The sequence below is a fragment of the Acinetobacter sp. B-6 genome (genome assembly GCF_056930735.1).
Genome location: NZ_JBXPBY010000008.1, coordinates 19,554 through 43,014 on the forward strand (window position 1 = coordinate 19,554; position 23,461 = coordinate 43,014).

Annotated in this window: 20 protein-coding genes; 14 read left to right on the forward strand and 6 right to left on the reverse strand. The window is 39.1% G+C overall.

Annotated elements, in window-relative coordinates; genetic code table 11:
- The first annotated feature begins 20 nt into the window (after window positions 1-20).
- Together hemW and AC1Z3T_RS11020 are read left to right on the forward strand one after the other, a co-directional pair.
- Window positions 21-1,217 (forward strand): radical SAM family heme chaperone HemW, encoded by a 1,197-nt coding sequence (hemW, locus tag AC1Z3T_RS11015; RefSeq protein ID WP_005034189.1) that lies wholly within the window; start codon window positions 21-23, stop codon window positions 1,215-1,217.
- Window positions 1,218-1,305: 88 nt separating this feature from the next.
- Window positions 1,306-1,794: a hypothetical protein gene (locus tag AC1Z3T_RS11020; RefSeq protein WP_336932738.1), complete on the forward strand. Its 489-nt coding sequence runs from the start codon at window positions 1,306-1,308 to the stop codon at window positions 1,792-1,794.
- Window positions 1,795-2,545: 751 nt separating this feature from the next.
- Here AC1Z3T_RS11020 and AC1Z3T_RS11025 read toward each other — a convergent pair.
- Window positions 2,546-4,369: an acyl-CoA dehydrogenase C-terminal domain-containing protein gene (locus AC1Z3T_RS11025; RefSeq protein WP_004825249.1), complete on the reverse strand. Its 1,824-nt coding sequence runs from the start codon at window positions 4,367-4,369 to the stop codon at window positions 2,546-2,548.
- A gap of 232 nt (window positions 4,370-4,601) precedes the next feature.
- On the opposite strand from AC1Z3T_RS11025, the gene AC1Z3T_RS11030 reads away from it, so the two are divergent.
- Window positions 4,602-6,986, forward strand: a complete 2,385-nt coding sequence (locus AC1Z3T_RS11030) for a hypothetical protein (RefSeq protein WP_100884425.1) — start codon at window positions 4,602-4,604, stop codon at window positions 6,984-6,986.
- A gap of 105 nt (window positions 6,987-7,091) precedes the next feature.
- On the opposite strand, the gene aroE is transcribed toward AC1Z3T_RS11030, so the two are convergent.
- The 3 genes from aroE to hemF all read right to left on the reverse strand — a co-directional run bounded on the left by aroE (window position 7,092) and on the right by hemF (window position 9,421).
- Window positions 7,092-7,880: a shikimate dehydrogenase gene (gene aroE / locus AC1Z3T_RS11035; protein WP_100884426.1), complete on the reverse strand. Its 789-nt coding sequence runs from the start codon at window positions 7,878-7,880 to the stop codon at window positions 7,092-7,094.
- Between the two features lie 155 nt (window positions 7,881-8,035).
- Window positions 8,036-8,242 (reverse strand): hypothetical protein, encoded by a 207-nt coding sequence (locus AC1Z3T_RS11040; RefSeq protein ID WP_004825243.1) that lies wholly within the window; start codon window positions 8,240-8,242, stop codon window positions 8,036-8,038.
- A gap of 237 nt (window positions 8,243-8,479) precedes the next feature.
- Window positions 8,480-9,421 carry an oxygen-dependent coproporphyrinogen oxidase gene (hemF, locus tag AC1Z3T_RS11045; protein WP_100884427.1) on the reverse strand — a complete coding sequence of 314 codons (942 nt, stop codon included), beginning with the start codon at window positions 9,419-9,421 and terminating at the stop codon, window positions 8,480-8,482.
- Window positions 9,422-9,697: 276 nt separating this feature from the next.
- On the opposite strand from hemF, the gene hemN reads away from it, so the two are divergent.
- Complete coding sequence (gene hemN, locus AC1Z3T_RS11050) at window positions 9,698-11,062, forward strand: oxygen-independent coproporphyrinogen III oxidase (RefSeq protein ID WP_100884428.1); 1,365 nt, start codon at window positions 9,698-9,700, stop codon at window positions 11,060-11,062.
- Window positions 11,063-11,256: 194 nt separating this feature from the next.
- On the opposite strand, the gene ribA is transcribed toward hemN, so the two are convergent.
- Window positions 11,257-11,859, reverse strand: a complete 603-nt coding sequence (ribA, locus tag AC1Z3T_RS11055) for a GTP cyclohydrolase II (RefSeq protein WP_100884429.1) — start codon at window positions 11,857-11,859, stop codon at window positions 11,257-11,259.
- 317 nt (window positions 11,860-12,176) lie between these two features.
- Here ribA and dxs point away from each other — a divergent pair, with 317 nt between their 5' ends.
- From dxs to AC1Z3T_RS11095, 8 genes are all read left to right on the forward strand, one after another.
- On the forward strand, window positions 12,177-14,081 hold the full coding sequence (dxs, locus tag AC1Z3T_RS11060; RefSeq protein ID WP_100884430.1) for a 1-deoxy-D-xylulose-5-phosphate synthase: 1,905 nt from the start codon (window positions 12,177-12,179) through the stop codon (window positions 14,079-14,081).
- A 130-nt stretch (window positions 14,082-14,211) separates the two neighbouring features.
- Entirely contained in the window at window positions 14,212-15,042 is an 831-nt protein-coding gene (locus AC1Z3T_RS11065; protein WP_004825232.1) for an inositol monophosphatase family protein, read from the forward strand.
- A 479-nt stretch (window positions 15,043-15,521) separates the two neighbouring features.
- The gene (locus AC1Z3T_RS11070; protein ID WP_009586057.1) at window positions 15,522-17,390 is read left to right on the forward strand and encodes a DEAD/DEAH box helicase; all 1,869 of its coding nucleotides are present in this window, start codon (window positions 15,522-15,524) and stop codon (window positions 17,388-17,390) included.
- 428 nt (window positions 17,391-17,818) lie between these two features.
- Window positions 17,819-18,637 (forward strand): ABC transporter ATP-binding protein, encoded by an 819-nt coding sequence (locus AC1Z3T_RS11075; protein WP_100884431.1) that lies wholly within the window; start codon window positions 17,819-17,821, stop codon window positions 18,635-18,637.
- Window positions 18,634-19,413, forward strand: coding sequence for a lipid asymmetry maintenance ABC transporter permease subunit MlaE (gene mlaE / locus AC1Z3T_RS11080; RefSeq protein WP_004725633.1), 780 nt, complete (start codon window positions 18,634-18,636; stop codon window positions 19,411-19,413). The genes AC1Z3T_RS11075 and mlaE overlap by 4 nt, the downstream gene beginning before the upstream one ends.
- A complete protein-coding gene (mlaD, locus tag AC1Z3T_RS11085) occupies window positions 19,413-20,090 on the forward strand; it encodes an outer membrane lipid asymmetry maintenance protein MlaD (protein ID WP_004825227.1) in 678 nt (225 codons plus the stop codon). The genes mlaE and mlaD overlap by 1 nt, the downstream gene beginning before the upstream one ends.
- A gap of 20 nt (window positions 20,091-20,110) precedes the next feature.
- Window positions 20,111-20,734 (forward strand): MlaC/ttg2D family ABC transporter substrate-binding protein, encoded by a 624-nt coding sequence (locus AC1Z3T_RS11090; RefSeq protein ID WP_004825224.1) that lies wholly within the window; start codon window positions 20,111-20,113, stop codon window positions 20,732-20,734.
- Between the two features lie 34 nt (window positions 20,735-20,768).
- Window positions 20,769-21,056 (forward strand): hypothetical protein, encoded by a 288-nt coding sequence (locus AC1Z3T_RS11095; RefSeq protein WP_004825222.1) that lies wholly within the window; start codon window positions 20,769-20,771, stop codon window positions 21,054-21,056.
- A 119-nt stretch (window positions 21,057-21,175) separates the two neighbouring features.
- Here AC1Z3T_RS11095 and AC1Z3T_RS11100 read toward each other — a convergent pair whose 3' ends face one another.
- Window positions 21,176-22,189, reverse strand: coding sequence for a magnesium and cobalt transport protein CorA (locus tag AC1Z3T_RS11100; RefSeq protein WP_004825220.1), 1,014 nt, complete (start codon window positions 22,187-22,189; stop codon window positions 21,176-21,178).
- A gap of 158 nt (window positions 22,190-22,347) precedes the next feature.
- Here AC1Z3T_RS11100 and AC1Z3T_RS11105 point away from each other — a divergent pair, with 158 nt between their 5' ends.
- A complete protein-coding gene (locus AC1Z3T_RS11105; protein WP_100884432.1) occupies window positions 22,348-22,944 on the forward strand; it encodes an LOG family protein in 597 nt (198 codons plus the stop codon).
- Window positions 22,945-23,064: 120 nt separating this feature from the next.
- Window positions 23,065-23,454: an NUDIX hydrolase gene (locus AC1Z3T_RS11110; protein ID WP_171266146.1), complete on the forward strand. Its 390-nt coding sequence runs from the start codon at window positions 23,065-23,067 to the stop codon at window positions 23,452-23,454.
- The last annotated feature ends 7 nt before the right edge of the window (window positions 23,455-23,461 follow it).

The following is a 23,461-nucleotide window of genomic DNA, read 5'->3' on the forward strand; positions in this document are numbered from 1 at the left end:
CTAATCAGAAGCTAGAAGTCATGTTAAAATTAATTATTCTGTTAGTTGCTTTGAGCTTTTCTTTGACTGCTTTAATCCCTCAAAATATTCCATTATCGCTTTATATCCATATGCCGTGGTGTGTGCGTAAGTGTCCGTATTGTGATTTTAATTCGCATGCAGTACCCGACGGAAAATTATCTTTAGATTTGGAACAGGAATATTTACAGGCATTGGTTGAAGACTTTAAAACGCAAATTGAATTTGCCCAAGGGCGAGAAATTCATAGTGTGTTTATTGGTGGGGGGACGCCGTCACTTATTTCAGCTCAAGGTTATCAATGGTTATTTTCTCAATTAAAAGCCTTACTGCCTTTTGAGCAGGATTGTGAAATTACTTTAGAAGCCAATCCGGGAACAGTTGAACATGATCCTTTTGCAAGTTATTTAGCTGCAGGTATTAATCGATTATCCATAGGCGTGCAAAGTTTTAATACCGAACATTTAAAGAAATTAGGGCGTATTCATTCCAATGATGATGCTGTTTCAGCGATTCGAAATGCTCGAGAAGCAGGCTTTCAACGAGTGAATGTTGACTTGATGCATGGATTACCAGAACAGACCTTGGAACAGGCGTTATACGACTTAAAACTGGCTGTTGAAAATGGTGCGACACATATTTCCTGGTATCAATTAACCATTGAACCCAATACAGTTTTTTTCCGTACACAACCGATTTTGCCAGTCGATGATGTTTTAGAGGCGATACAGGAACAAGGTGAGCAATATTTAAAAGCCAGTGGTTTTATCAATTATGAGGTATCTGCTTGGCGTAAAGAGCAACCATCAGCGCATAATTTGAATTACTGGCAATTTGGTGATTATCTGGCAATTGGTGCAGGAGCACATGGCAAAGTTACTCAAACTGATGGTGTTTACCGCTATCAAAAGACCCGTTTGCCTAAAGACTATTTAGCCAAAGTGCCTGCTGAACATTTGCAGTTTAAACGTATTGAAGATGTTGAGATGCCGTTTGAATTTATGATGAATGCTTTGCGTTTAAATGATGGTGTCGTTGCTGAACTCTATACTGAACGTACAGGTTTGAATCTTGAGGATTTAAATGAGCGAATCAGCCCATTAAAACAGCGTCATTTAATGGTCAATGATGCAACACGCTTGTCCTGTACGGCGCAAGGGCATATATTTTTAAACTCTGTTTTAGAGGCATTTTTATAAATATATTGCTCAAAATAAACAGCAAGAGATATCCAGTTTTGTTATGCTGTGACTGAAAATAAATATTTTAAATCTTTAGGTTATAACAATGAATAAATATCTCATCAGTCTGTTTTTTGCCCTAACAGCAATCTCAATTGCTCACGCGAAAAGTGCAGTTCCCCAGTTTCGTGATTATCCTGTGAAATCGGTATATACGGGTAAGACCGCCAAACTGGATATTTCTGATCCAAGTGCCAATATGTTTCGTACTCGACTGAGAGATGCTTTGAAAGAAAAACCAGATTTTGCTGGTGAATATGTCACCACCATGTGGGGATGTGGTGCAAGTTGTAGAATGTATTCTTTCGTCAATAAACGTACAGGGCAGCTGTTAGCTGATGGTTTTGGGGGCGAGGCACGAACAGAAGATGTCATCGCAACACGTGTGAATAGTCGTTTATTGGTCACACAAGAAGAACATATGGATCAAAACTATGAAGTTGATCAAGTCACTACTCGTTTTTATGTACTCGAAAAAAGCCGATTTAAGCTGCTGAAAACCATCGTTGAACCTGTGTCAAAAAATCAAAAATAAGGCAAAACAAGAGATGATTTTTTGGATTTATGCACAGAAATTTTTAAAAACTTAGCATTTATTTAACCTGAGTTCGATAAAAATCCTTGATGAAAGATGATACAGTCAAACCGCCTGATTATTCATACACGTGATTTGGATGATTCATTTATTTTGTACTTTTTGAATCATTGATGGTCTTTCGATCTTGAGGCGACATGGATGTCTCCATGTTGAGCGGGGGTAAAGGATGTACCCCTCGCTCAACGAAAGATTTTTGTCACTTTTCATCTCTGAAAAGTGAGGCATCGCCTACGCAAAACAATTTAAACTTTAGAAGTAAAGCGTGGCAGTGCAAGCTTTAGATCATCAAACAATCTATTGATCGCCTTCATTTTATTGATCAGAGAAATGAAACTATATTGATGGTTGCGCTTACGGAACTTCGCTCCTCATGCCAAAACAAGTATGGCGAGCCCTTGCGGAGCTCCGCTCCTCATCCAAAATCGGATGAAAATCCAGCAAAAATCCACATAGATTTATTATCTTTCAATGAGTTGAAGATTTAATTGCATCGAATTCACGTTATTTAGTATGTTTTAGTGCATGGTGGGTGACTAAAAATGCGGAAAAATCAGCTTTCTATTGTTATAAACAAATAGAAAAGAGGATGAGTTATCGTATATTCCGGCAGAATTTCAATTAACTTTCCTTAAAAATACAAAAGAGCGCCGAAGCGCTCTTTCTATTTTTCTTAGCGAAAACCTACATATTAGTAGTCAAAACTAAAATGTTCAGCTTCAAGTGACATCATGGTCTTAGATGGGTTGACCATCGACTCAGCATGTCCTTGTGCACGCGGTAACAATTGCTCAAAGTAGAAATCAGCAACTTTGATTTTTGCTTTATAGAACTCAGGAACTTCAGCACCATTTCCTGACGCCAATTTTTCAGAAGCCACGGCTGCTTGTTGTGCCCAGTAATAAGCCATCATTGCATAACCAGAGAACATCAAGAAATCTACAGAAGCAGAAGAAACGATGTCACGGTCTTTACGTGCTGCAAGCATGATACGAACAGTTAAAGCATTCCATTGTGCACAGATTTTAGTTAAATCCCATGCAAAGCGACGCATATATTTATTACGTGCATGTTGACCACAGAACTTCAAAATTTCAGCGGTGTATTCGCGAACCACTTTACCTTTAGAAGAAAGCAATACTTTACGCCCAATCAAATCAAGTGCCTGTACGCCAGTTGTACCTTCATACAAGGTTGAAATACGTGCATCACGTGCAATTTGTTCCATGCCATGTTCTTTAATATAACCATGACCACCAAAGACTTGCATCCCGTGATTTGCAGCCTCTAAGCCCATTTCTGTTAAGAAGCCCTTGAGAATTGGCGTATAAAAACCAAGTTTATCGTCATATTCATCAAATTTTGCTTGATCACCTTGCGCCAAAGCATCAGTCATCTTATCAGCCAATTGAGCAGCATGATAGATCATTGAACGACCACCTTCAGCAATTGCCTTTTGGGTCAATAACATGCGACGAACATCAGCATGGTGAATAATTGCATCGGCAACTTTCTCTGGATCTTTTTTACCTGAAAGTGCACGCATAGACATACGATCTTTTGCATAAGGCAGTGCACCTTGGAATGCTAACTCAGCATGTGCAAGACCTTGAACTGCAGTACCAATACGTGCAGTGTTCATGAAGGTAAACATGGCATGTAAGCCTCTGTTTACTTCACCGATCAAGTAACCTGTTGCAGCATCAAAGTTCAATACCGCAGTTGCTGACGCACGAATCCCCATTTTGTGTTCGATTGAACCACAAGTCACTGGGTTACGTTCACCAATACCGCCATCTACCGTTGGGATAAATTTTGGTACGATAAATAATGAAATTCCTTTTGTGCCAGCAGGTGCATCTGGTAAGCGCGCAAGTACGATATGAATGATATTTTCAGTCAGATCATGTTCACCCGCAGAGATAAAGATTTTTGTACCAGTGATGGCATAAGTTCCATCTTCTTTTGGCTCTGCTTTGGTTTTAACTTGTCCTAAGTCTGTACCACATTGTGGTTCAGTCAAACACATCGTACCTGACCAAGTACCAGCAGTAAGATGTGGCATGTAGGTTGCTTTTTGCTCATCTGTACCAAATTGCATGATGGTGTTCATACAGCCCATGCTTAAACCTGGGTACATCGTGAATGACCAGTTTGCAGTTCCCATCATTTCCGATTTAATCAGATTTAAAGACATTGGTAAGCCCTGACCACCAAACTCTTCTGGGTACGACAAACCTTGCCAACCACCTTGAACGAATTGATCGTAAGCTTCTTTAAATCCTTTTGGCGTAGTGACTTCACCTTCTTTAAAATGGCAACCTTCTTCATCGCCAGACTGATTCAAAGGAGAGAGCACATTTTCACAAAAATCTGCTGCACCTTCTAAAATCATATCAATCGTATCAGCATCGGCATTTTCGCCAATTGATAATGTTTTATAGTGCCCAGAATAGTCAAAAACTTCGTTGATTAAAAAACGAATATCACGGAGAGGCGCTTTATATGCTGGCATGTATTTAATCCTAATTTAGAAATAGTTTTGGATATTCAATCGATAGTTTCATTATTCATAATCATATGAGAAATACATTGATAAGACTCTCTAAAAGAATTGTCAGAAATGCGAATTTGGTAGAAAAAGTACATGCGAATCTGTTGGTTTTTTGATAGTATTGAACAGTTTGTTTTTGTAGTTTCATTGCTATTTTTAGTATCTTTATAATATTGAAGTGAGTCAATCTCTCATGCATTTAAAAAAATTAACATTATGTCTTTTAGGTTTGAGTTTGTCGGCATGTTCAACACATGTGATTAAAAGTAATGCTTTAAATGCAGATCAAGACGCTCCTCAACGTGCAATTCAAGGGTTTAATGCGCTGTATGAATATCCTAATTTTGATTATCGTGGGCAATTTCAAGTTCATTTAGATCGCCCACAGAAAGATCAAAATCTGAAGTCTACGGATTCAAAGCAACTAGATCCTGCCATTGAAAAAAAGGTCAATCAGTATTTAAAAGATCAAAAAATTAAACTGACAGATATACAGAAAAAAGAACTTTATCAAGCGATTGCGAAACAGGATTCAAACTATATCAGTCGTTTTGTCGGCATGGGAGCAGATGTTGTTCAAAATATTGTCAATGATTTGCAAATTCGATACGACGGAACAGTGAATTATCGCCAAAAAATGGCATCGTTTAATTTAGAAACACAATACAAAAAGCCAAATTTATCTGTGGAAATGCGTATTCCTACAGTTTTGGATATGAATAATTATAAATTCTATACCCATATTTTTTCGATAATGCCTTATTTGGCAAATTCTCAAGATCAAGACAAATATGCGTATTATGATTTTTCAAAATATAAAGATGATATTAACAAGGTGAATGGCAAAGCCTTGATCGAGTTGCTTAAACAGTCGGGTGCAACTTCATATTTAATTGCCGCGCCTCATCAAATTCAAAATCTTGCAGTGAGTTCTGCGGACAAGCAAGCAGGAATCGTTGAAAAAATTCGCTTAAATACATCAGTAGAAGAAATGTTCTTACAAGGGCAATTATACTCTACAGTGAATCGTCAATATTTGATGAATTCAGTGTTTGGATTGAATCAATCTAATATTGCAAAAATCCTAGGACCGAGTAGCGACAGTCAGGCAAGTGATGAGGCTTATGAAGCTGCTCAGGAAGCGATGAAAGCTGCAGATGAAGCGCTAGCAGGCATCACATCGAGTGATGATAGTGCCAATGATGCATCAAGCGCAATGTATGAACTTTACAATGCCGTCAATCGTAAGTCTCATGAAGATTTAGAGGAAGAAGTTGAAGCAGGGGATGCAGCACAAGCAGCACGTGCTGCTGTAGAAGATGACGGAGACGATGCGACTGCTGATCAAGATCAAGAGCGTGATTCTGACGATGAGGCTGTTGAAGCTGCAGCAGACGGCAATACGACAAAAATCTTAACTGAGCAACAATGTGAAGATTTGACCAAAGCTAAAGCAAATCCTCGTTTTGGTGATGTGGAGTATTGTCAATATCATTACGAAATAGATGTCTTAAAAGGTGAGCAACAAAAAGAATCCTCATCAGATACTGCGTTGAGAGAGAAAAATAAGACTGCATTGGTCAGCACATTTAATGGCTATGCGAAAGATCAGTTGGTCGATGCGCAACAATTTAAACAATTGTGGAATCAACATCTCACTGAGATTGAAAGCAGTTTGCCAGCTCCAGACAAACGTAATCCACTGATCGTTGATTTGTCATTGGACAATAAAGGACGAGCAGTTAAAGCAGATTATGATATGGGCTTAGATTTAGATACCTTAAATCGTAAGTTAAACATTAAGATGGACATGCAATTCCTTAATTATGGCAATGCAAGCAAGATTGATCAAAATGTTCTCAAACAGGCGAAACCTTTTAAAGAGATCTTTAAAGGCAGCATTATGCAACAAGCTGTAGGAGGCATTTCAGGTTCAGAACGTAGTGATGAGCAAAAATACTTAAGTTTAGATGAACGTTTAGAGCAACTGGCAGAACAAGTATTTGCACAAACTGGCTCTTATGAAAAAACCTATAAAGCAGTGTTTATCGCAAAATTGACTGCACAAAAGCCTGAATTGATCAAACAATATTCTGCTCAAGATTTACAAGAAATCGCAGCAATTTATGCTTATTCTTACTCAGATGAAGAAATCTACAATCCAAAAGGGCAGGCTTTGAAACAAATTCAAGCCCTACAGAAAAAGCATCATTTAGAAGATGATCATCAGTACGATGATGAACTTGGAAATGATGTAGATGAGATTGTTGCTAAAATCTGGAAAGCTAAACAAAGTACTTTAGAGGTGCAGGGTTTAGTTAAAAAATATAAAACAACCGAAGCTGTGTTTGCACAATATTACATGCAGAAGTTTGAAGCAGAAAATGAGATTGAAAAGTCTCAGCGTGGAGAGTTTATAAAAACAGCAAAAGTTTTAGCAAAATCTTATGTTGCATTTAAAAATAATAAGTTTAATGATCAAGTCGTATCGACATTGAATGTTGATTCTACTGAATTTATTGATTATGACTTATTCAAGCAAGCTTATCAGGCATTGAGTGATGCCAAGTTAAAGTAATTGTCTTGTAGCGAGTGATAAAAAAGAACCTCAATAGAGGTTCTTTTTTTGATGCTTATTCTGTCCTAGATAAGCATTCTACAGAGCTTATACATCAGTATACATTCAGAGAAAATCTTTTAGATTTGGACGGACACCATTCCAGATATAAAATGCCTCTATTGCTTGCCCAACCAACATACCAAAACCTTCCGAGCTTGGAACTTGACGTGCTTTGGCTTGTTCAATAAAACTTGATGCTTTGCCATATGCCATTTCATATGCATGATTAAATGTTAATGTTTCAGGGAGTATAAGGGCATCACCACTTAGGCTTGCTGAGGTCGCATTGATAACAAGATCAAATTGTCCCTGTAATGCTGTTAAGCTACAAGCCATCAGCTGTGCTTCAGGCACGCTGTCTGCTAAGTCTGCAACCAATTGTTCAGCACGAGCAAGTGTACGGTTGGCGATCACGATTTTTTTTACCCCTGCTTTTACCAACGGATAGATCACACCTCGAGTTGCACCACCTGCACCAATAATCAGCAAGTCTGCATCCTTTAAGTCCCAATCCAAAGCTTTAATGGCATCGACCAGACCTTGACCATCTGTATTGTCTCCATGTAGCTCACCATTTTCCATCCATAGCGTGTTTACAGCTTTGGCAATTTTTGCGCGTTCAGTAAGTTGCGTGCACATGGCAAAAGCTTGTTCTTTAAAAGGAACTGTGACATTCATTCCTACGCCATTTTGAGAGAAAAACTCATGCACACTGCTTTCAAAACCATCCAGTGGGGCTAGACGTCTGCTGTAATTCAGATCAATACCTGTTTTCTTTGCAAAAGCATGATGTAACTCAGGAGAACGAGAATGTTCAATCGGATTGCCAATGACTGCGAATTGTTTGCTCATGTCCAATGTCCAAGTATTGATAATATTGATTTTTAAGGCGTGGCAACAATATACGGGAAAACGTTGAAGACAACAAAAAGTATCTTGGCGTACTTTGGGATTAAATCGTTATATTTTGATTGTTAAGATTTAAAAAAAGAGAAATTATTTTTGAATTATGGATTACATACAGATTCTAGAAAATCAAGAAAAATCATCGCAAAAACGACAACAAAACCAATCGATAAAACAACACTGGAAGTAATTGAAATGCTATCCGATAAATCATTGGTAGAGATGATTGTGGTTGAAACAGAACACACCAGTAAAAACAGAATGCCTACTGAAAGTGTAAGTTTATGATTTTCTAATAAATTCCTCATATCAACCTCTCGCGTTAACTGCTATAATCTTCTGATATTCAATATAAATTTATCGAAAAAATTAAGGAAATTTTAAGTCTGCTATAGTAGCCGAGTTTAAGGTTAATTTAAATTAAAAAGCTGCGTTATTGTGAATAATTCTCATCTTAATTGTGAGTAAATCTTTCAAAACTTATTTTGATGAAGCATAAAAAAGCTACCTCATGTGACTGGGTAGCTTTTTTTAATTGTTTTAGGTCATTTGAGTATAGATAACCAATCATGAGGTTTTAAATAATATTCGGTTAATTGTTTTTCTGGGCTCTGTTCGTCCCATTCAGGACGATAAGACCATGCCGCAAGCGGTGGCATACTCACCAAAATAGATTCAATGCGCCCCCCCGTTTGTAAACCAAATAAAGTGCCTCTGTCATAGACGAGGTTGTACTCAACATAACGACCACGACGATACAACTGGAAATCTCGTTGGGCTTCGGTATAGGGTTTATCTTGATTGCGTTGAAAAATAGGCAAGATGGCTTTTAAATAACCGTTACCTACAGCTTGCATATATTCAAAGCATTTTTCAAAATTCCACTGATTTAAATCATCAAAAAACAAGCCACCAATACCACGTTGTTCATCTCGATGTTTTAAATAGAAATAGTCATCACACCATTGCTTATGTTCTGCATAGACTTCTTCTCCAAAGGGTTTGCATAAATCAAATGCGCTTTGATGCCAACTCAATACGTCTTCTTGATTGGGATAAAATGGTGTCAGATCGAAACCACCCCCAAACCACCAAATTGGCTCTTGACCTTCGGGTTCAGCGACGAATAAGCGAACATTGGCATGAGAGGTCGGCACATTTGGATTTTTGGGATGAATCACCAATGATACGCCTAATGCTTGAGCTTTGGCTCCTGCTATAGCGGGATGTCGCTCCGTCGCAGAAGCAGGTAGTTTTGAAATATTGATGTGCGAGAACATCACACCACCTTTTTCAATCACTGTGCCGTTTTGTAAAACGCGGGAACGACCACCGCCACCCTCAGGTCGTTGCCAATCATCCACTTCAAATTTTGCAGTCCCTTGACCTAATTGTTCTTGTTGTTCCAAAGCTGAACAAATTCGCGCTTGTAAGTCGACAAGAAACGTACGAACACGTTGAATATCTTCAGAGGTTGGGTTTTGCATGACGATCCTCAAAGGCGCACAAAATGATTTTATACATCAAAGCATAAAACCATTAAAAAAGAAAACCATTGAAAAAAGAAGATGTTTTTTTGAATACTTTTGCTACTGGATTCAATGCATAAGAATATTATTGACTGTTTCAAGTCTTTTACAAAAAATCCCGAGCAATTCGCTAGGTTGAAATCTATGTTTAAGCTCAGCACAATGGATTGAGGATAGAGGCACTCGTGTGCATTTATCGGTTTGTAAATCTTAATATGGTACTGAGCAGTAAATATGAGTTGTTCTTTAATTCAGAAATATAATGTGGCTGGTCCACGTTATACCAGTTATCCAACAGTTCCGTATTGGGATGAAAGTTCTTTTTCATTGCAACAATGGAAACAGACCCTAAAGCGTTCTTTTGACGAGTCTAATCAAAGTGAGGGCATTAGCTTATATATCCATTTACCGTTTTGTGAGAGTTTATGTACTTTCTGTGGATGTCATAAGAAAGTGACCAAACGGCATGAAATGGAGCAACCTTATATCCAAGCCGTTTTAAAAGAGTGGGATTTGTATTGTCAATTACTTCAAGAAAAACCCATGATTAAAGAAATTCATTTGGGTGGTGGTACACCGACTTTTTTTTCAATAGAGCATTTACAACAGCTTATTCAAGGTGTCTTAGCCAAAGCTGATATTGCGAAAGACTATGAATTTAGTTTTGAGGGACACCCAAATAATACAACACGTGCGCATTTGCAAGCATTGTATGATCTCGGATTCCGCCGCGTAAGCTATGGTGTGCAAGACTATAACGATACTGTTCAAAAAGCTATTCACCGTATTCAACCTTTTGAGCAGGTGGCCAATGTCACACAGTGGGCGCGTGAGATCGGTTATAGCTCAATTTCACATGATCTGGTTTTTGGTTTGCCTTTTCAAAATCTAAATGATGTTTTGAAAACAATTGATTTAACCAACAGTCTTATGCCAGATCGTTTGGCTTTTTATAGCTATGCGCATGTACCTTGGATCAAGGGGAATGGACAGCGTGGTTTTAAAGATCATGATGTTCCTAAAGATGATGTGAAGCGAACCTTGTATGAAGCGGGTAAAAAACAGCTTTTAGCGCATGGTTATCATGAAATTGGTATGGATCATTTTGCCTTAGCACAAGATGGTATGTATCAATCTTTTCAGGCTGGCACGTTGCATCGCAACTTTATGGGCTATACCTCTTCAAAAACACAACTCATGATTGGTCTTGGAATATCTTCGATCAGTGATAGTTGGTATAGCTTTGCTCAGAATGAAAAAGACCTGGAAGCATACTATGCGTGTCTAGACCGTGATGAAATTCCTGTCGTGAAAGGTCATGTACTGAGTGCTGAAGACTTGAAAATTCGTCAGCATATTTTAAATTTAATGTGTGCTTTCCAGACCTCATGGGCTGAGCCGTCTATGGATTTCACAGAACGAGCTCAGGTTATCGAGCAACTTATCGAGATGCAACAGGATGGTTTGCTGACAATTGAAACAGATCGAATTGTGATTACTGAACAAGGCAAGCCTTTTGTTCGTAATATTTGTATGGCTTTTGATTTGCATTTAAAACGAAGAAAGCCTGAAACACAGATTTTCTCAATGACAATTTGATGAAAACTTCATGCCGTTGTTTTTAATCATTCTCAATCTTTATGAGGGCTCTATTCTGAGCTAAAACATCCTGAGCTAAAACGGCTTTAAACGTTAGAGGAGGTATAGTGCATACCTACGACTATCAAGCAGACGATGGTTTTTATCACTGCGTTTAGCAATTTTTCAAAAACATACTCGCAACGAATCAGTGATTAAAAATCATCTTTCTCATACATATGAGACATACGATCGTGTTTGGTTTTTAAATAATCTTCATTGAATTTATTTAAGCCAACAGTTAAAGGAACACGATCAACAACGTCTATACCCAAATCTGTTAGCGCTTTTAGTTTTAACGGATTATTGGTGACTAACTTGACTTGTTTAACCTGTAAATGATCCAACATGATGCTACACATGTCATATTGGCGAGCATCAGCAGGGAGGTTTAACAATAAATTGGCATCTACAGTATCATGACCTTGGTCTTGTAAAGCATATGCACGAATTTTATTGGTTAAACCAATTCCGCGACCTTCTTGGCGTAAATATAAAATTACACCTTGACCTGCCTCATTCATCATTTTCATGGTGTTATGTAACTGTGGACCACAGTCACATTTCAATGAGCCAAATGCATCACCAGTTAAGCATTCGGAATGAATGCGAACTAAAACAGGATCTGTGGGAGCGATTTCTAAACCCTTAGAAAGAGCAACATGCTCTTCACCTGTCAACGGATCTTGAAATACAGAAATTTTAAAATCACCATAAGCGGTGGGTAATTTTGAAGTGGCAACAAACTCTATTGACACAGAATCTTCCATCTATTTGTTTAGAAATTAGCTAAAGTATAGCGTAATGCTTGGACATTGGTAGAATTGAAAAGCATGTTTTTATAGATAACTTTGCGATAAAAAATTCTTTTTTGTATAAAGCGCACGATAATAGTTGATATATAGATAGATTATTCATGATAATTGACACCAAGAGCACACTTGCTGACTTGGAAGTCTCCAATGACGCATCATTATAAATGTGGCTGATCGAATGTGATATGATTTGTTTTCACAATCATGCTAACCCGTGTACCTAGCTTAGATTTGCCAGGCTTTAGAAGGCTTTGCCACATATGTTGTATACCGAAATACCTAATCAACGTCCTGTTACGCCATTGTTGGATGAAGTAGACCATCCTCAACAATTACGTCAGCTTGAGCAAAGCCAATTGGTGCAGGTCGCAGACGAATTGCGTCAATTCATTTTGTATGCTGCTGGACAAAGTGGCGGGCATTTTGGGGCAAACCTCGGCGTTATTGAACTCACTGTCGCTTTACATTATTGCTTTGAAACACCTAAAGATCGTCTAGTTTGGGATGTGGGGCATCAAGCTTACCCACACAAGGCATTGACTGGTCGTCGTGAACAATTAACCACGATTCGTTCCAAAAATGGTTTGGCTGCTTTCCCTGCACGAGAAGAATCAGAGTTTGACACTTTTGGTGTTGGTCACTCTTCAACCGCGATTTCAGCGGGCTTAGGTATGGCGTTAGCACGACGTTATCAAAAAGATCCTTGTGAAGTCGTGGCGATTGTGGGGGATGGTGCGATGACAGCAGGTATGGCTTTTGAAGCCATGAATGATGCTGTTGCACACAATGCTGATTTGATTGTGGTACTGAATGACAATGATATGTCTATTTCGTGTAGCACAGGTGGTTTTGCAAAGCATTTGGCTGCAATTTGGGAACAAGGGCAATTCATCAATATTGATGAAGAGGGGCAAGCTTTTGTTCAAGACTGTCCAGAGTGGGACTACAATTCTCGTTTACACCAGTCAGCAACAGATGCAGCCGATAATTTATTTAAAGCAATTGGCTTTGATTATTTTGGTCCATTTGATGGTCACGATGTTGAGCAGTTGGTACAAGTATTCAATGCATTGAAAAAACGTAAAGGTCCACGTTTAATCCATGTATATACGGTAAAAGGTAAAGGTTTTGCACCTGCCGAAGCTGATCAAATCAAATATCATGCGATCGGTAAAACGCATGCTTCGCCTGCTAAAAATTCAGCGCCGAAATATTCAGATGTATTTGGGCAATGGTTATGTGATGAAGCCAAACAAGATCAACGATTGTTAGCGATCACACCAGCGATGTGTGAAGGTTCGGGGATGGTGCAGTTTGCCAAACAATTCCCAGAACGCTACTTTGATGTCGCGATTGCAGAGCAACATGCAGTCACTTTAGCAGCAGGTATGGCTTGTGAAGGCTTAAAACCTGTTGTTGCAATTTATTCGACCTTCTTGCAACGTGGTTATGATCAATTGATACATGATGTTGCTTTGCAAAATCTCGATGTAACCTTTGGTATTGATCGTGCGGGATTGGTTGGAGAAGATGGACCGACTCATGCTGGCGCTTATGATTATGCTTATATGCGTACAGTACCGAATATGGTGATCATGGCACCAAAAGACGAAAACGAATGTCGTCAGATGTTGCACACTGCCTATTTATATCCAGGTCCTACGGCTGTGCGTTATCCACGAGGAAATGGTTTAGGGGTTGAAATCCAGCAACAACTGACTGAGCTTGAAATTGGTCAAGCCGAATTATTATTAGAACTCAATACTGAACATGATGAAGGTATGAGTATTTTAGCATTTGGTAGTCGTGTCCAGCCTGCCTTGGAGGCAGCTAAACAGCTTGCTCAACAACTGGATATTGCCGTTCGTGTGGTGAATATGCGTTTTGTTAAACCACTAGATGAGCAGATTATTCGTGACTTGGTGGATAAAACCAGTTTATTTGTTACCGTGGAAGAACACGCTGTCATGGCAGGTGCGGGAAGTGCGGTGAATGAATTTTTAGCACATTCTCAAATCATAAAACCGATTTTAAACTTAGGTTTACCTGATGAGTTTCTGGCTCAAGCAACTCATACTGAAATGCTTCAAGACTGTGGTCTAGATGCGGATGGCATCAAAAACTCAATTCAGCAGACATGGTTGAAACTTGTTCAACATGTTTAAATGACTGTAAAAACTCAATATGTAAAATTTTAGAAACAAAATTTCCCAAAAAGCGCAGATATTTGTTAAAATGCCTGCGCTTTTATGCATTATTCTTTATCAGTATCTTCAAATTTGTAGTGGGTGTTCAATGGAACCTATGGTGGTGATGGCTGCGCGTGCGGCTCAATTAGTTGGTCAAGAGCTTTTAAAAGCGCATCAAAATCGTCATAAACTCGATCTACAAGTCGAAGAAAAAGGGATTGATGGTCCAGTGACTCGTGTAGACCGTTACATTGAGCAACTTACCATTGATACACTTCGTAAAAGTTATAAAAATCACAGCTTCCTTGGTGAAGAATTTGGTCTACAAGAAGGTAAAGGTCACGATGCCGATTGGTGTTGGGTGATCGATCCACTTGATGGCACTTTAAACTTTATCAATGGTTTTCCACATTTCTGTGTATCTATTGCAGTTCAACATAAAGGTGTAACTCAACACGGTGTTATTTATGACCCTGTAAAAGATGAGTTATTCTCAGCAAGCCGTGGTCGCGGTGCTATGTTGAACCAACGCCGTATTCGCGTAAATGTTAAAGACAGCCTTGAAAATACTTTTGTTGGTGTAGGACATGCTTATCGTGCAAAACGTAACGGTGAAATTGTTTCTTATGCAAAAAATCACTTTGAATCTTTGTTAAATGTGACTGAAGCTGGCGCACAATATCGTCGTGCAGGTTCTGCTGCACTAGATTTGGCTTATGTTGCTGCTGGTCGTTTAGATGCTTATTTTGAACTTGGTTTAAAGCCTTGGGATATTGCGGCAGGTGAATTGATTGTGAAAGAAGCGGGCGGTACAGTTGTTGATGCTCGTGGTGGTTCAGAATCAATGGAAAATGGTCAAGTTATCGCTTGTTCTATGAAGTTGTTAAAACCATTGATGCAACAAGTTGTTCCAGCATGGGGCGAAGCTGCGAAATAATTTTTAATTATTTGTGTAGATTGAGTTTTAAAAAGCCTTCATGTGAATGAAGGCTTTTTTATGATGTTAACTTAATAAAAAATGCTCATTTAGAACAATGCAAGTAAAATAGTTTTTTTGATTTCATTCTAATAAGGCAACAATAAGTGAATGATACAGGAAAAAACAATAAAACTTCGTGACATTATTATAAATTCTGCTATACTCCGCGCACGCACTAAATTTCGTTCATTACCTGAACATTCTCTTCTATATTGTGTATGCGCGTCCGGTCCAAAGAGAGGACAATATTTCGCGCCCCACCCAATCGCTTAAGCGATTCCTTCAGGTTGCGGCTGTTATCAAATGTGCGTTATACGCATCGTCGTTCTCGGATCGCCGCTGATTCTATATTTTCAGCGATTATTGCTGTGCCGCTTTTTGCCGATGTCCATCAGACCATATATTAATGGAGCACCCACATTAGGGTGAATATCTCTATGAGCAAAACTTTTGCTGAATTTTCATTAGACGAGTCGCTACAGAAAGCACTCGAGAGTCTTGGTTTTACTACACCGACTCCTGTTCAAGAATTATCTATCCCAGCGGCTTTAGAAGGCAAAGACCTTTTAGTATCAAGCCAAACTGGTTCTGGTAAAACTGCTGCATTCTTACTCCCAACGTTAAATGCTTTAGCTGGTCAAGATACATTTGTACCATTTAAAGAACGTATGAAAGCAGTCACTCAACCGAATATTTTGGTGATTTCACCTACTCGCGAACTTGCACAACAAGTATGTCAAGATGCGATTGCATTTGTACGTCACATGAAAGGTGTACGTGTTGCTGCGATTATGGGTGGTATGCCTTTTGGTAAGCAAATCCAACAATTAAAAGGTGCACAAGTTGTTGTTGCAACTCCAGGTCGTTTACTTGACCTTGTGAACCGTCGTCAAATCAAACTTGATTCAGTTGATGCTTTGATTGTAGATGAAGCTGACCGTATGCTTGATTTAGGTTTCTCTGAAGACCTAGAAGCAATTAGTGATTTGGCTTTAAATCGTAAACAAACATTAATGTTCTCTGCAACATTTGCACCACGTATCATTAACCTTGCTGAACGCATGATGAATGATCCAGAACGTATTGCAATTGAAACAGGTCATTCTACCAATACCGACATTACCCAAACCTTACATTGGACTGATGGTTTTGAGCATAAGAAAAAATTGCTTACCCATTGGTTAAATGAAGAAGACGTCGATCAAGCAGTTGTATTCGCATCAACTCAAGAAGATACAGATATGTTGGCTGAAGAGCTTGCAGAAGCGGGTCTTTCTGTTGTTGCGCTTCATGGTGCTATGCCACAAACTGTACGTAACCGTCGTTTACGCAGTATCCGTGAAGGTCGTGCAAAAATCCTTGTTGCTACAGATGTAGCAGCACGTGGTCTTGACGTACCAACAATCTCACACGTAATTAACTTTGGTCTTCCAATGAAGAACGAAGATTATGTACACCGTATCGGTCGTACAGGTCGTGCAGGTCGTACTGGTAAAGCAATCACTTTAGCGACTTACCGTGAGCGCGGAAAAATTCGTGCTTTAGAAGATTATTTGGAAGCGCGTTTAAGTGTTTCTGAAATTGAAGGTTTAGAGCCATCTCCACCTCCTGCACGTGGTGGTCGTGATGGTGGTCGTGGTCGTAACGGCGGTGGTCGTCGTGATGGCGGTCGTGGTGGTTTCGGTGGCGGACGTCGTTTTGAAGGTGAATCAAACTTCAAACGTCGTGAAGGCGGTGATGATCGTCCACGTCGTAGCTTCGATGACAAACCTCGTGGTGATCGTCCATCTTATGGCGAAGATCGTCCTAAGCGTTCTTTCGGTGGTGAAGACCGTCCACGTCGCGAATTTAATTCGGATCGCCCACGTCGTGAAGGTGGTTTTGAAGACCGTCCTAAGCGTTCTTTCGGTGGTGAAGATCGTCCACGTCGCGAATTTAATTCAGATCGTCCACGCCGTGAAGGTGGCTTCGGAGATCGTCCACGTCGTGAAGGTGGTTTTAATGATAAACCACGTTTCAATGATGACAACCGTGGCAACAGTGTAGATTATAAACCACGTCGTGAAGGTAGCTTCGGTGACCGTCCTAAACGTTCTTTTGGTGAAGATCGTCCACGTCGTGAATTTAACTCAGATCGTCCACGCCGTGAAGGTGGTTTTGAAGACCGTCCTAAACGTTCTTTTGGTGGTGAAGATCGTCCAAAACGTGAGTTTAATTCAGACCGTCCTAAACGTTCTTTTGGCGGTGAAGATCGTCCAAAGCGTGAATTTAACTCAGACCGTCCACGTCGTAAATTCAATGACTAATTAAGCCTTTGCAATAAAAAACCAGCCATTCGGCTGGTTTTTTATTGCAAGTTGAAAAGTATTTGGTAAAATAAAATGTGATGCAGTTCAATTTATTTAATGAAACAGTTAGGTTGTTCTATTCTGTGAGATATTGAGTCTGAAATGAAGGCGATGAGTTTTTTTGAGGCAATTATGTTATACATGTTTTCAGCTTTATTGATTTCCAATGTAGGTTATTTCTTTTATAGCTTCATTTTCAAATAAGCTGGCGTTGTACAATTAAAACACTGCAATTTAGAAGTAAAAAAACAATGCATTTGATTTAAATGATATTATTTAAACAATACATATGAGTTTAAAGCCGTAGTTTTATCTTTTAATTACAAAAAATACAGATATTTCAGAGTATAGTATCTGAGCTGGTAAATGCAGGAAAATGTTCAGCTATGAATAAGCAAAGCCATTCCGAAGCTGAAGCTTTAATTGAAGTCAAAAATTTAAGTTTTAACCGTGGTGAGCGTGTAATTTACGACAACGTGGATTTAAAAATTCGTCGTGGGCAAATTACTGCAATCATGGGTCCATCAGGTACGGGTAAGACGACCTTATTGCGTTTGATTGGTGGTCAGCTAAGCCCTGATGAGGGGCAAGTATTACTTGATGGAAAAAACATTGCGTCAATGTCACGTAGTGAGCTTTTTTCTGCTCGCGCACGTATGGGGATGCTTTTCCAAAGTGGTGCATTATTTACAGATATGACGGTCTATGAAAATGTCGCATTTCCAATTCGCGCACATACACATTTACCCGAAAATTTAATTGCAGAATTAGTCGCGCTTAAACTAGAGTCAGTCGGTTTGCGTGGTGCTGAAAAACTTATGCCTGCTGAGCTTTCAGGTGGGATGAATCGACGTGTTGCTCTGGCACGCGCCATTGCGCTTGATCCAGATTTGATCATGTATGATGAACCTTTTGCCGGACAAGATCCGATTGTGATGGGCGTTTTAACGCGTTTAATTCGTTCATTACGAGAAGCACTAGATCTCACCACGATTATTGTTTCACATGATGTGGATGAAACATTGTCTATCGCTGACTATATTTATGTGGTGGCAGAAGGCAAAGTACAAGGTGAAGGCGCGCCTGAGCAATTAAAACAACATGCTTCTCCATTTGTGCAGCAATTTTTAACAGGATCTGTTGAAGGACCTGTGGATTATCAATTTAGCCATCAAGCTTATTTAAGCAATGAGGTGAGTTCATGAATGCTATTGCCTTATTAGGTAGACGCGTTCTAGAACGTGTTCAAGGCATTGGTGTAGCAATGCTGATGTTGTTGCGAATCTTATTTTCGCTTCCCACAATACTGGGTGTAAAGCTGTTCATTTATCAAATGTATCGTGTCGGTGTTTTATCTTTGTTGATTATTGCTGTATCTGGTTTATTTATCGGTGCAGTTCTAGGTCTACAGATGTATAACATTTTGGTGACTTTTGGTAGTGAGGCGATGCTAGGCGCTGCTGTAGCTTTGACGTTGTTGCGTGAGCTTGCACCCGTGGTCGCTGCCTTACTTTTTGCAGGTCGTGCAGGTTCTGCTTTGACTGCTGAAATAGGCTTGATGAAAGCCACAGAACAATTATCCAGTATGGAAATGATCGGTGTTGATCCTTTGAAACGTGTAATTTCACCACGTTTATGGGCAGGTATTGTGAGTTTACCAATGCTTTCTGTCATTTTCGCCGCAATCGGCATTATGGGCGGGAAAATGGTTGGAGTGGATTTTCTAGGTGCAGACGAAGGTTCGTATTGGAGTGGCATTTTAAGCAGCACCCAGTTTATGAAAGATGTCTTTAACGGCACCATCATCAAAAGTTTAGTCTTTGCTTTAATTTGTACTTGGATTGCGGTGTATCAAGGCTATGCCTGTGAACCAACATCTGAGGGAATCGCAACATCTACAACACGTACTGTTGTGTATTCATCACTATGTGTTTTAGGTTTTGATTTCGTGTTGACTGCGGTCATGTTCGGAGGTGTTTAATGAAATCACGTACTAGTGAGTTGACCGTAGGTGTTTTTGTCATCATCTTTGGTATCGCTCTATTCTTTTTAGCAATGAAAGTGAGTGGCTTGGTCGGCACAAACTTAAAAGACAGTTATGAAATGACTGCAACATTTGACAATGTGAATGGTTTAAAACCACGTGCAAAAGTTACAATGAGTGGTGTTAAAATTGGTCAAGTTGATGCAATTACACTTGATCCAGTGACCCGTCAAGCGACAGTTAAATTTGATTTAGATGGTTCATTGACGACGTTTAATGCTGAGCAGCTGAAAAAAGTCAAAGAAAATGCTTTAGGTGATTTGCATTACAGTGCAGATTATCAGGCAGCTACGCCTGAGAAACAAAAAGAAATGGAAACGCAACTTTTAAGTAACATGAAATCCATCACAAATATTGATGAAGATGCTTACATAATGGTCGCAACCAATGGTCTTTTAGGCGAAAAATATTTGAAAATCGTTCCTGGTGGCGGCATTAACTATATTAAACGCGGTGAAAGTATTGCCAATACACAAGGTACGATGGATCTAGAAGATTTGATTACCAAATTTATTACGGGTGGTGCTGGAAAGACATCGACTGGCGCATCAGATGCTAAAGACACATCTGCATCCACTGAAACAACTGATGCTCAAACTTCATTCGTTGAATAAGCATTAGAGGAGTTATTGAAATGAATATGTTATTAAAACAAACTTTGACTGCAAGTGTTTTGGCTACGATGGTCGCTACAGCTGTTCAAGCTGCGCCAGCGGAAGCACCGCCTGCCTTTGTTAAACGTGTTGCTGATGGTTTGATTTCACGCCTAAAAGCAGAGCATGGTAAATTACAAAATAATCCAGCTGCGGTTAAAGCGATTGTCCGTCAGAATCTTGATCCGTTTGTAGATGGTCAAGCTTTTACACGTATCGTGATGGGGACTTATGCCAATAGCAGTACGCCAGCGCAACGTGCTCAATTTGAACAAAACTTCCGTAATACCTTGATTGAAAACTATGGTAGTGCTTTTGCGAAGTATTCAAACCAGACCTATACAATGCGTCCTTATAAAGCGACCAATAGCAAATTCCCTGTTGTGACGATTGATTTCAATAACAACGGTGAAAAAATTCCAGTTTCTTTCCAATTATCTGATGCAGGTAGCCAATGGAAAGTGCGTAATTTAAATGTGTCTGGTATTGATCTAGGTTTGCAATTCCGTAATCAATTTGCGGCAAATGTGCAACGTAATGGCGGTAATATCGATAAAGCCATTGCAACATTTAAACCAGATGCAGATGCTGCTGTAAAAAAATAAGCGTATCTCATTGAGCTAAGATAGGTGTAAGCAAGTGATTGAATTTAAGAATCAGGAATTATATGTCAGTGGTAAAATTGCTTATGAAAATGCGGAAAGTTATTATTTAAATGGCTTGAAAGTTATTCAAAGTGAGAAAAACTTTCCATTGACGGTAAATCTGTCTCAGCTTGAACATGGTAGTACGCTTGCACTGTCTGTCTTTGTACAATGGCTGCGTCAAACCCCTGATTTACAAGGGTTACAATTTAAAGCAGTGCCAGAAAAAATGATGAAAATCATTCAGGCTTGTCATTTGCAAGATGATTTGAAATTGATTTAAATCACTTCTCAATAAAAAAGCACCATCAGGTGCTTTTTTATTGAATTGAACTTTGTGTCCTAAAATACTGATTAAAATATTCATCGCTTATGCTGAAAAAGCCATATAACCCACTAGTTTTAGATCCATTTTTTCCATCTAAAGTAAGCCAATGGACCAACAAAAAATGCGATCAACAATGAAATAACAACGTAAAAACTCCAATGCCCATGAGCAAAAGGAAGAATTTCAGTGTTCATTCCATAGATGCTGGCGATCAACATGGGGGGTGCAAGCATGCTGGGTAAAATCGAGAATCGACGAATCGTATCGTTCTGTTCAGTGTTAATGAATCCAGAAGTCGTGTCGAGTAAGAAGCGGACTTTTTGAAATAGGAAGGCATCATGTTCAACAAGAGAACGTACGTCTTCGCTTAACTCTCGGATATCAGCATCATAAATATGACTACCCAATGCACGAGGACGCGATAAGAAGGTGAGAACACGGCGTAAATCAATTAAACAGAGCTGTGCCTTTCCAAGCATGTCCTCTTTTTGTGCAAGACGTGTAATCATATCATCAAGGTCGAGAATCATCTCACGATGACGTACGTTGAGGACTTCAGTAGAGTACAGTTCTAAATCTCTGTGGATATCTTCCAAGATATCCGCAAGCTCATCAAGTTTCGCTTCGAGTAAACCGAGAAGAATCCAAGTTGGATCTTTATAGTCGATTTCATAATCATTACGTCGAGCACGTGCACGGAAGGCGCGAAAGGCAACCAGTTTCTCTCCGCGCAAAGTAAATAAACGCTCTTTATGCAAGATAAAAGCAACGGTTTGTACATTCGCCAGCATATTCGAGGTGTCTTCTGGATCACCCTCAACTTGGTAATTTTTATTTTTTGTTAAAAAATACGTACTGATATGTAGAATACCATCATCATCACGGTAAAATCGTGCAGAAGATGAAATGTCTTCTAAAGATTTGAGGGTTGGTAAGTTTTGCTCATAGGCATCTAAAACCCATTCTTGTTCTTCTTGTGAAGGTGCAATAAGATCAACCCAAACCAATTCAGGATGTAGGTCGAATCCACCATTAATGGTTGCATCTTCTAAGCTACCGCGCTCAGTGGCGTAAAAGGCTTCAAGCATTGTGTCTTTTCTCCCTTGCGCAGTGTGGTGTCAATTTGATGTGTGTATTTTAGACAAGGATTTTAGGAAAAACACTGCTTACAACGCTCTTTTGTAAAAAAAATCTTTATTGTTCGTCTATATTTTTAGCATGACTAAATTAAAATTAGGTTAAATTTATGAATTCTATTGCTATTTTTTGTGGTTCATCCTTAGGTACAGATCAGATTTTTGCTGATGTTGCACAACTGACTGGTGAAACTATCGCCAAGCATGGTCAAACATTGGTTTATGGTGGTGGGCGTTCAGGCTTAATGGGGATCGTCGCTGACAGCGCATTGGTGGCAGGTGGTCAGGTAATTGGTGTGATTCCTCAAGGTCTTGTGGATCGTGAGCTGGCACATCCCGGGCTCACTGAACTTCATATTGTGAAAAATATGCATGAACGTAAAACAAAAATGTCTGAATTGTCTGATGGCTTTATTGCATTACCGGGTGGTGCAGGGACGATTGAGGAAATTTTTGAACAATGGACTTGGGCGCAACTCGGCATTCATTTAAAACCATGTGCATTTTTAAATGTTGAAGGGTTTTATGATGATTTGTTGAAATTTATACAGTTGACCACAGACAAAGGATTTTCTAAGGCAAGATTTACAGATCAATTGATTCATTCTGCATCAATTGAGGATATTTTGGCTCAGTTTAAAGCCTATCAAGCACCAGAACCAAAGTGGGGCGTTAAAGAGCGTGAGGAATTGGTAAAATTAGATTAAAACTTAATTTACTGGTTAGTGCTTTATTCAGTTTGTTTCGCTAATTTTTAAAACACAACATATTGTTTTTAATTTTATTAATGTCACAATATATTGTGTTTTTTAATGTTCCTTAGAATGATGAATGTAATTACTGTAGCTGCCGCTGTGATTTTAAATAATCAAAATCAATTATTACTGGTACGAAAAAAGAATACACAGTTTTTTATGCAAGTTGGTGGGAAGTTGGAACCAAATGAAGCACCTGAACAGACCATGTTACGTGAAATCGCAGAGGAAATAGGTGTTCAAGCTGAGATTAAACACTATATTGGTAGATTTGAAACTTCAGCTGCGAATGAGGTAGGGCATCAGTTGGTGAGTTATGTCTATCAAGTTAATTTACCTGATGCACCGAAAATTGATGCAGAAATTGCTGAAATGAAGTGGATTGATTTAGACGATCAACAGACGTTATTGGCACCCTTAACAAGAGAAGTGGTGATCCCTTGGTGTAAGGAAAATTTTTAAGCTAAGT

What these genes read in the sequence shown, in the direction of transcription:
- hemW (WP_005034189.1), top strand. Translation starts at nt 21, where the DNA reads ATGTTAAAATTAATTATTCTGTTAGTTGCTTTGAGCTTTTCTTTGACT.
- AC1Z3T_RS11020 (WP_336932738.1), top strand. Translation starts at nt 1,306, where the DNA reads ATGAATAAATATCTCATCAGTCTGTTTTTTGCCCTAACAGCAATCTCA.
- AC1Z3T_RS11025 (WP_004825249.1), bottom strand. Translation starts at nt 4,369, where the DNA reads ATGCCAGCATATAAAGCGCCTCTCCGTGATATTCGTTTTTTAATCAAC.
- AC1Z3T_RS11030 (WP_100884425.1), top strand. Translation starts at nt 4,602, where the DNA reads ATGCATTTAAAAAAATTAACATTATGTCTTTTAGGTTTGAGTTTGTCG.
- aroE (WP_100884426.1), bottom strand. Translation starts at nt 7,880, where the DNA reads ATGAGCAAACAATTCGCAGTCATTGGCAATCCGATTGAACATTCTCGT.
- AC1Z3T_RS11040 (WP_004825243.1), bottom strand. Translation starts at nt 8,242, where the DNA reads ATGAGGAATTTATTAGAAAATCATAAACTTACACTTTCAGTAGGCATT.
- hemF (WP_100884427.1), bottom strand. Translation starts at nt 9,421, where the DNA reads ATGCAAAACCCAACCTCTGAAGATATTCAACGTGTTCGTACGTTTCTT.
- hemN (WP_100884428.1), top strand. Translation starts at nt 9,698, where the DNA reads ATGAGTTGTTCTTTAATTCAGAAATATAATGTGGCTGGTCCACGTTAT.
- dxs (WP_100884430.1), top strand. Translation starts at nt 12,177, where the DNA reads ATGTTGTATACCGAAATACCTAATCAACGTCCTGTTACGCCATTGTTG.
- AC1Z3T_RS11065 (WP_004825232.1), top strand. Translation starts at nt 14,212, where the DNA reads ATGGAACCTATGGTGGTGATGGCTGCGCGTGCGGCTCAATTAGTTGGT.
- AC1Z3T_RS11070 (WP_009586057.1), top strand. Translation starts at nt 15,522, where the DNA reads ATGAGCAAAACTTTTGCTGAATTTTCATTAGACGAGTCGCTACAGAAA.
- AC1Z3T_RS11075 (WP_100884431.1), top strand. Translation starts at nt 17,819, where the DNA reads ATGAATAAGCAAAGCCATTCCGAAGCTGAAGCTTTAATTGAAGTCAAA.
- mlaE (WP_004725633.1), top strand. Translation starts at nt 18,634, where the DNA reads ATGAATGCTATTGCCTTATTAGGTAGACGCGTTCTAGAACGTGTTCAA.
- mlaD (WP_004825227.1), top strand. Translation starts at nt 19,413, where the DNA reads ATGAAATCACGTACTAGTGAGTTGACCGTAGGTGTTTTTGTCATCATC.
- AC1Z3T_RS11090 (WP_004825224.1), top strand. Translation starts at nt 20,111, where the DNA reads ATGAATATGTTATTAAAACAAACTTTGACTGCAAGTGTTTTGGCTACG.
- AC1Z3T_RS11100 (WP_004825220.1), bottom strand. Translation starts at nt 22,189, where the DNA reads ATGCTTGAAGCCTTTTACGCCACTGAGCGCGGTAGCTTAGAAGATGCA.
- AC1Z3T_RS11105 (WP_100884432.1), top strand. Translation starts at nt 22,348, where the DNA reads ATGAATTCTATTGCTATTTTTTGTGGTTCATCCTTAGGTACAGATCAG.
- AC1Z3T_RS11110 (WP_171266146.1), top strand. Translation starts at nt 23,065, where the DNA reads ATGAATGTAATTACTGTAGCTGCCGCTGTGATTTTAAATAATCAAAAT.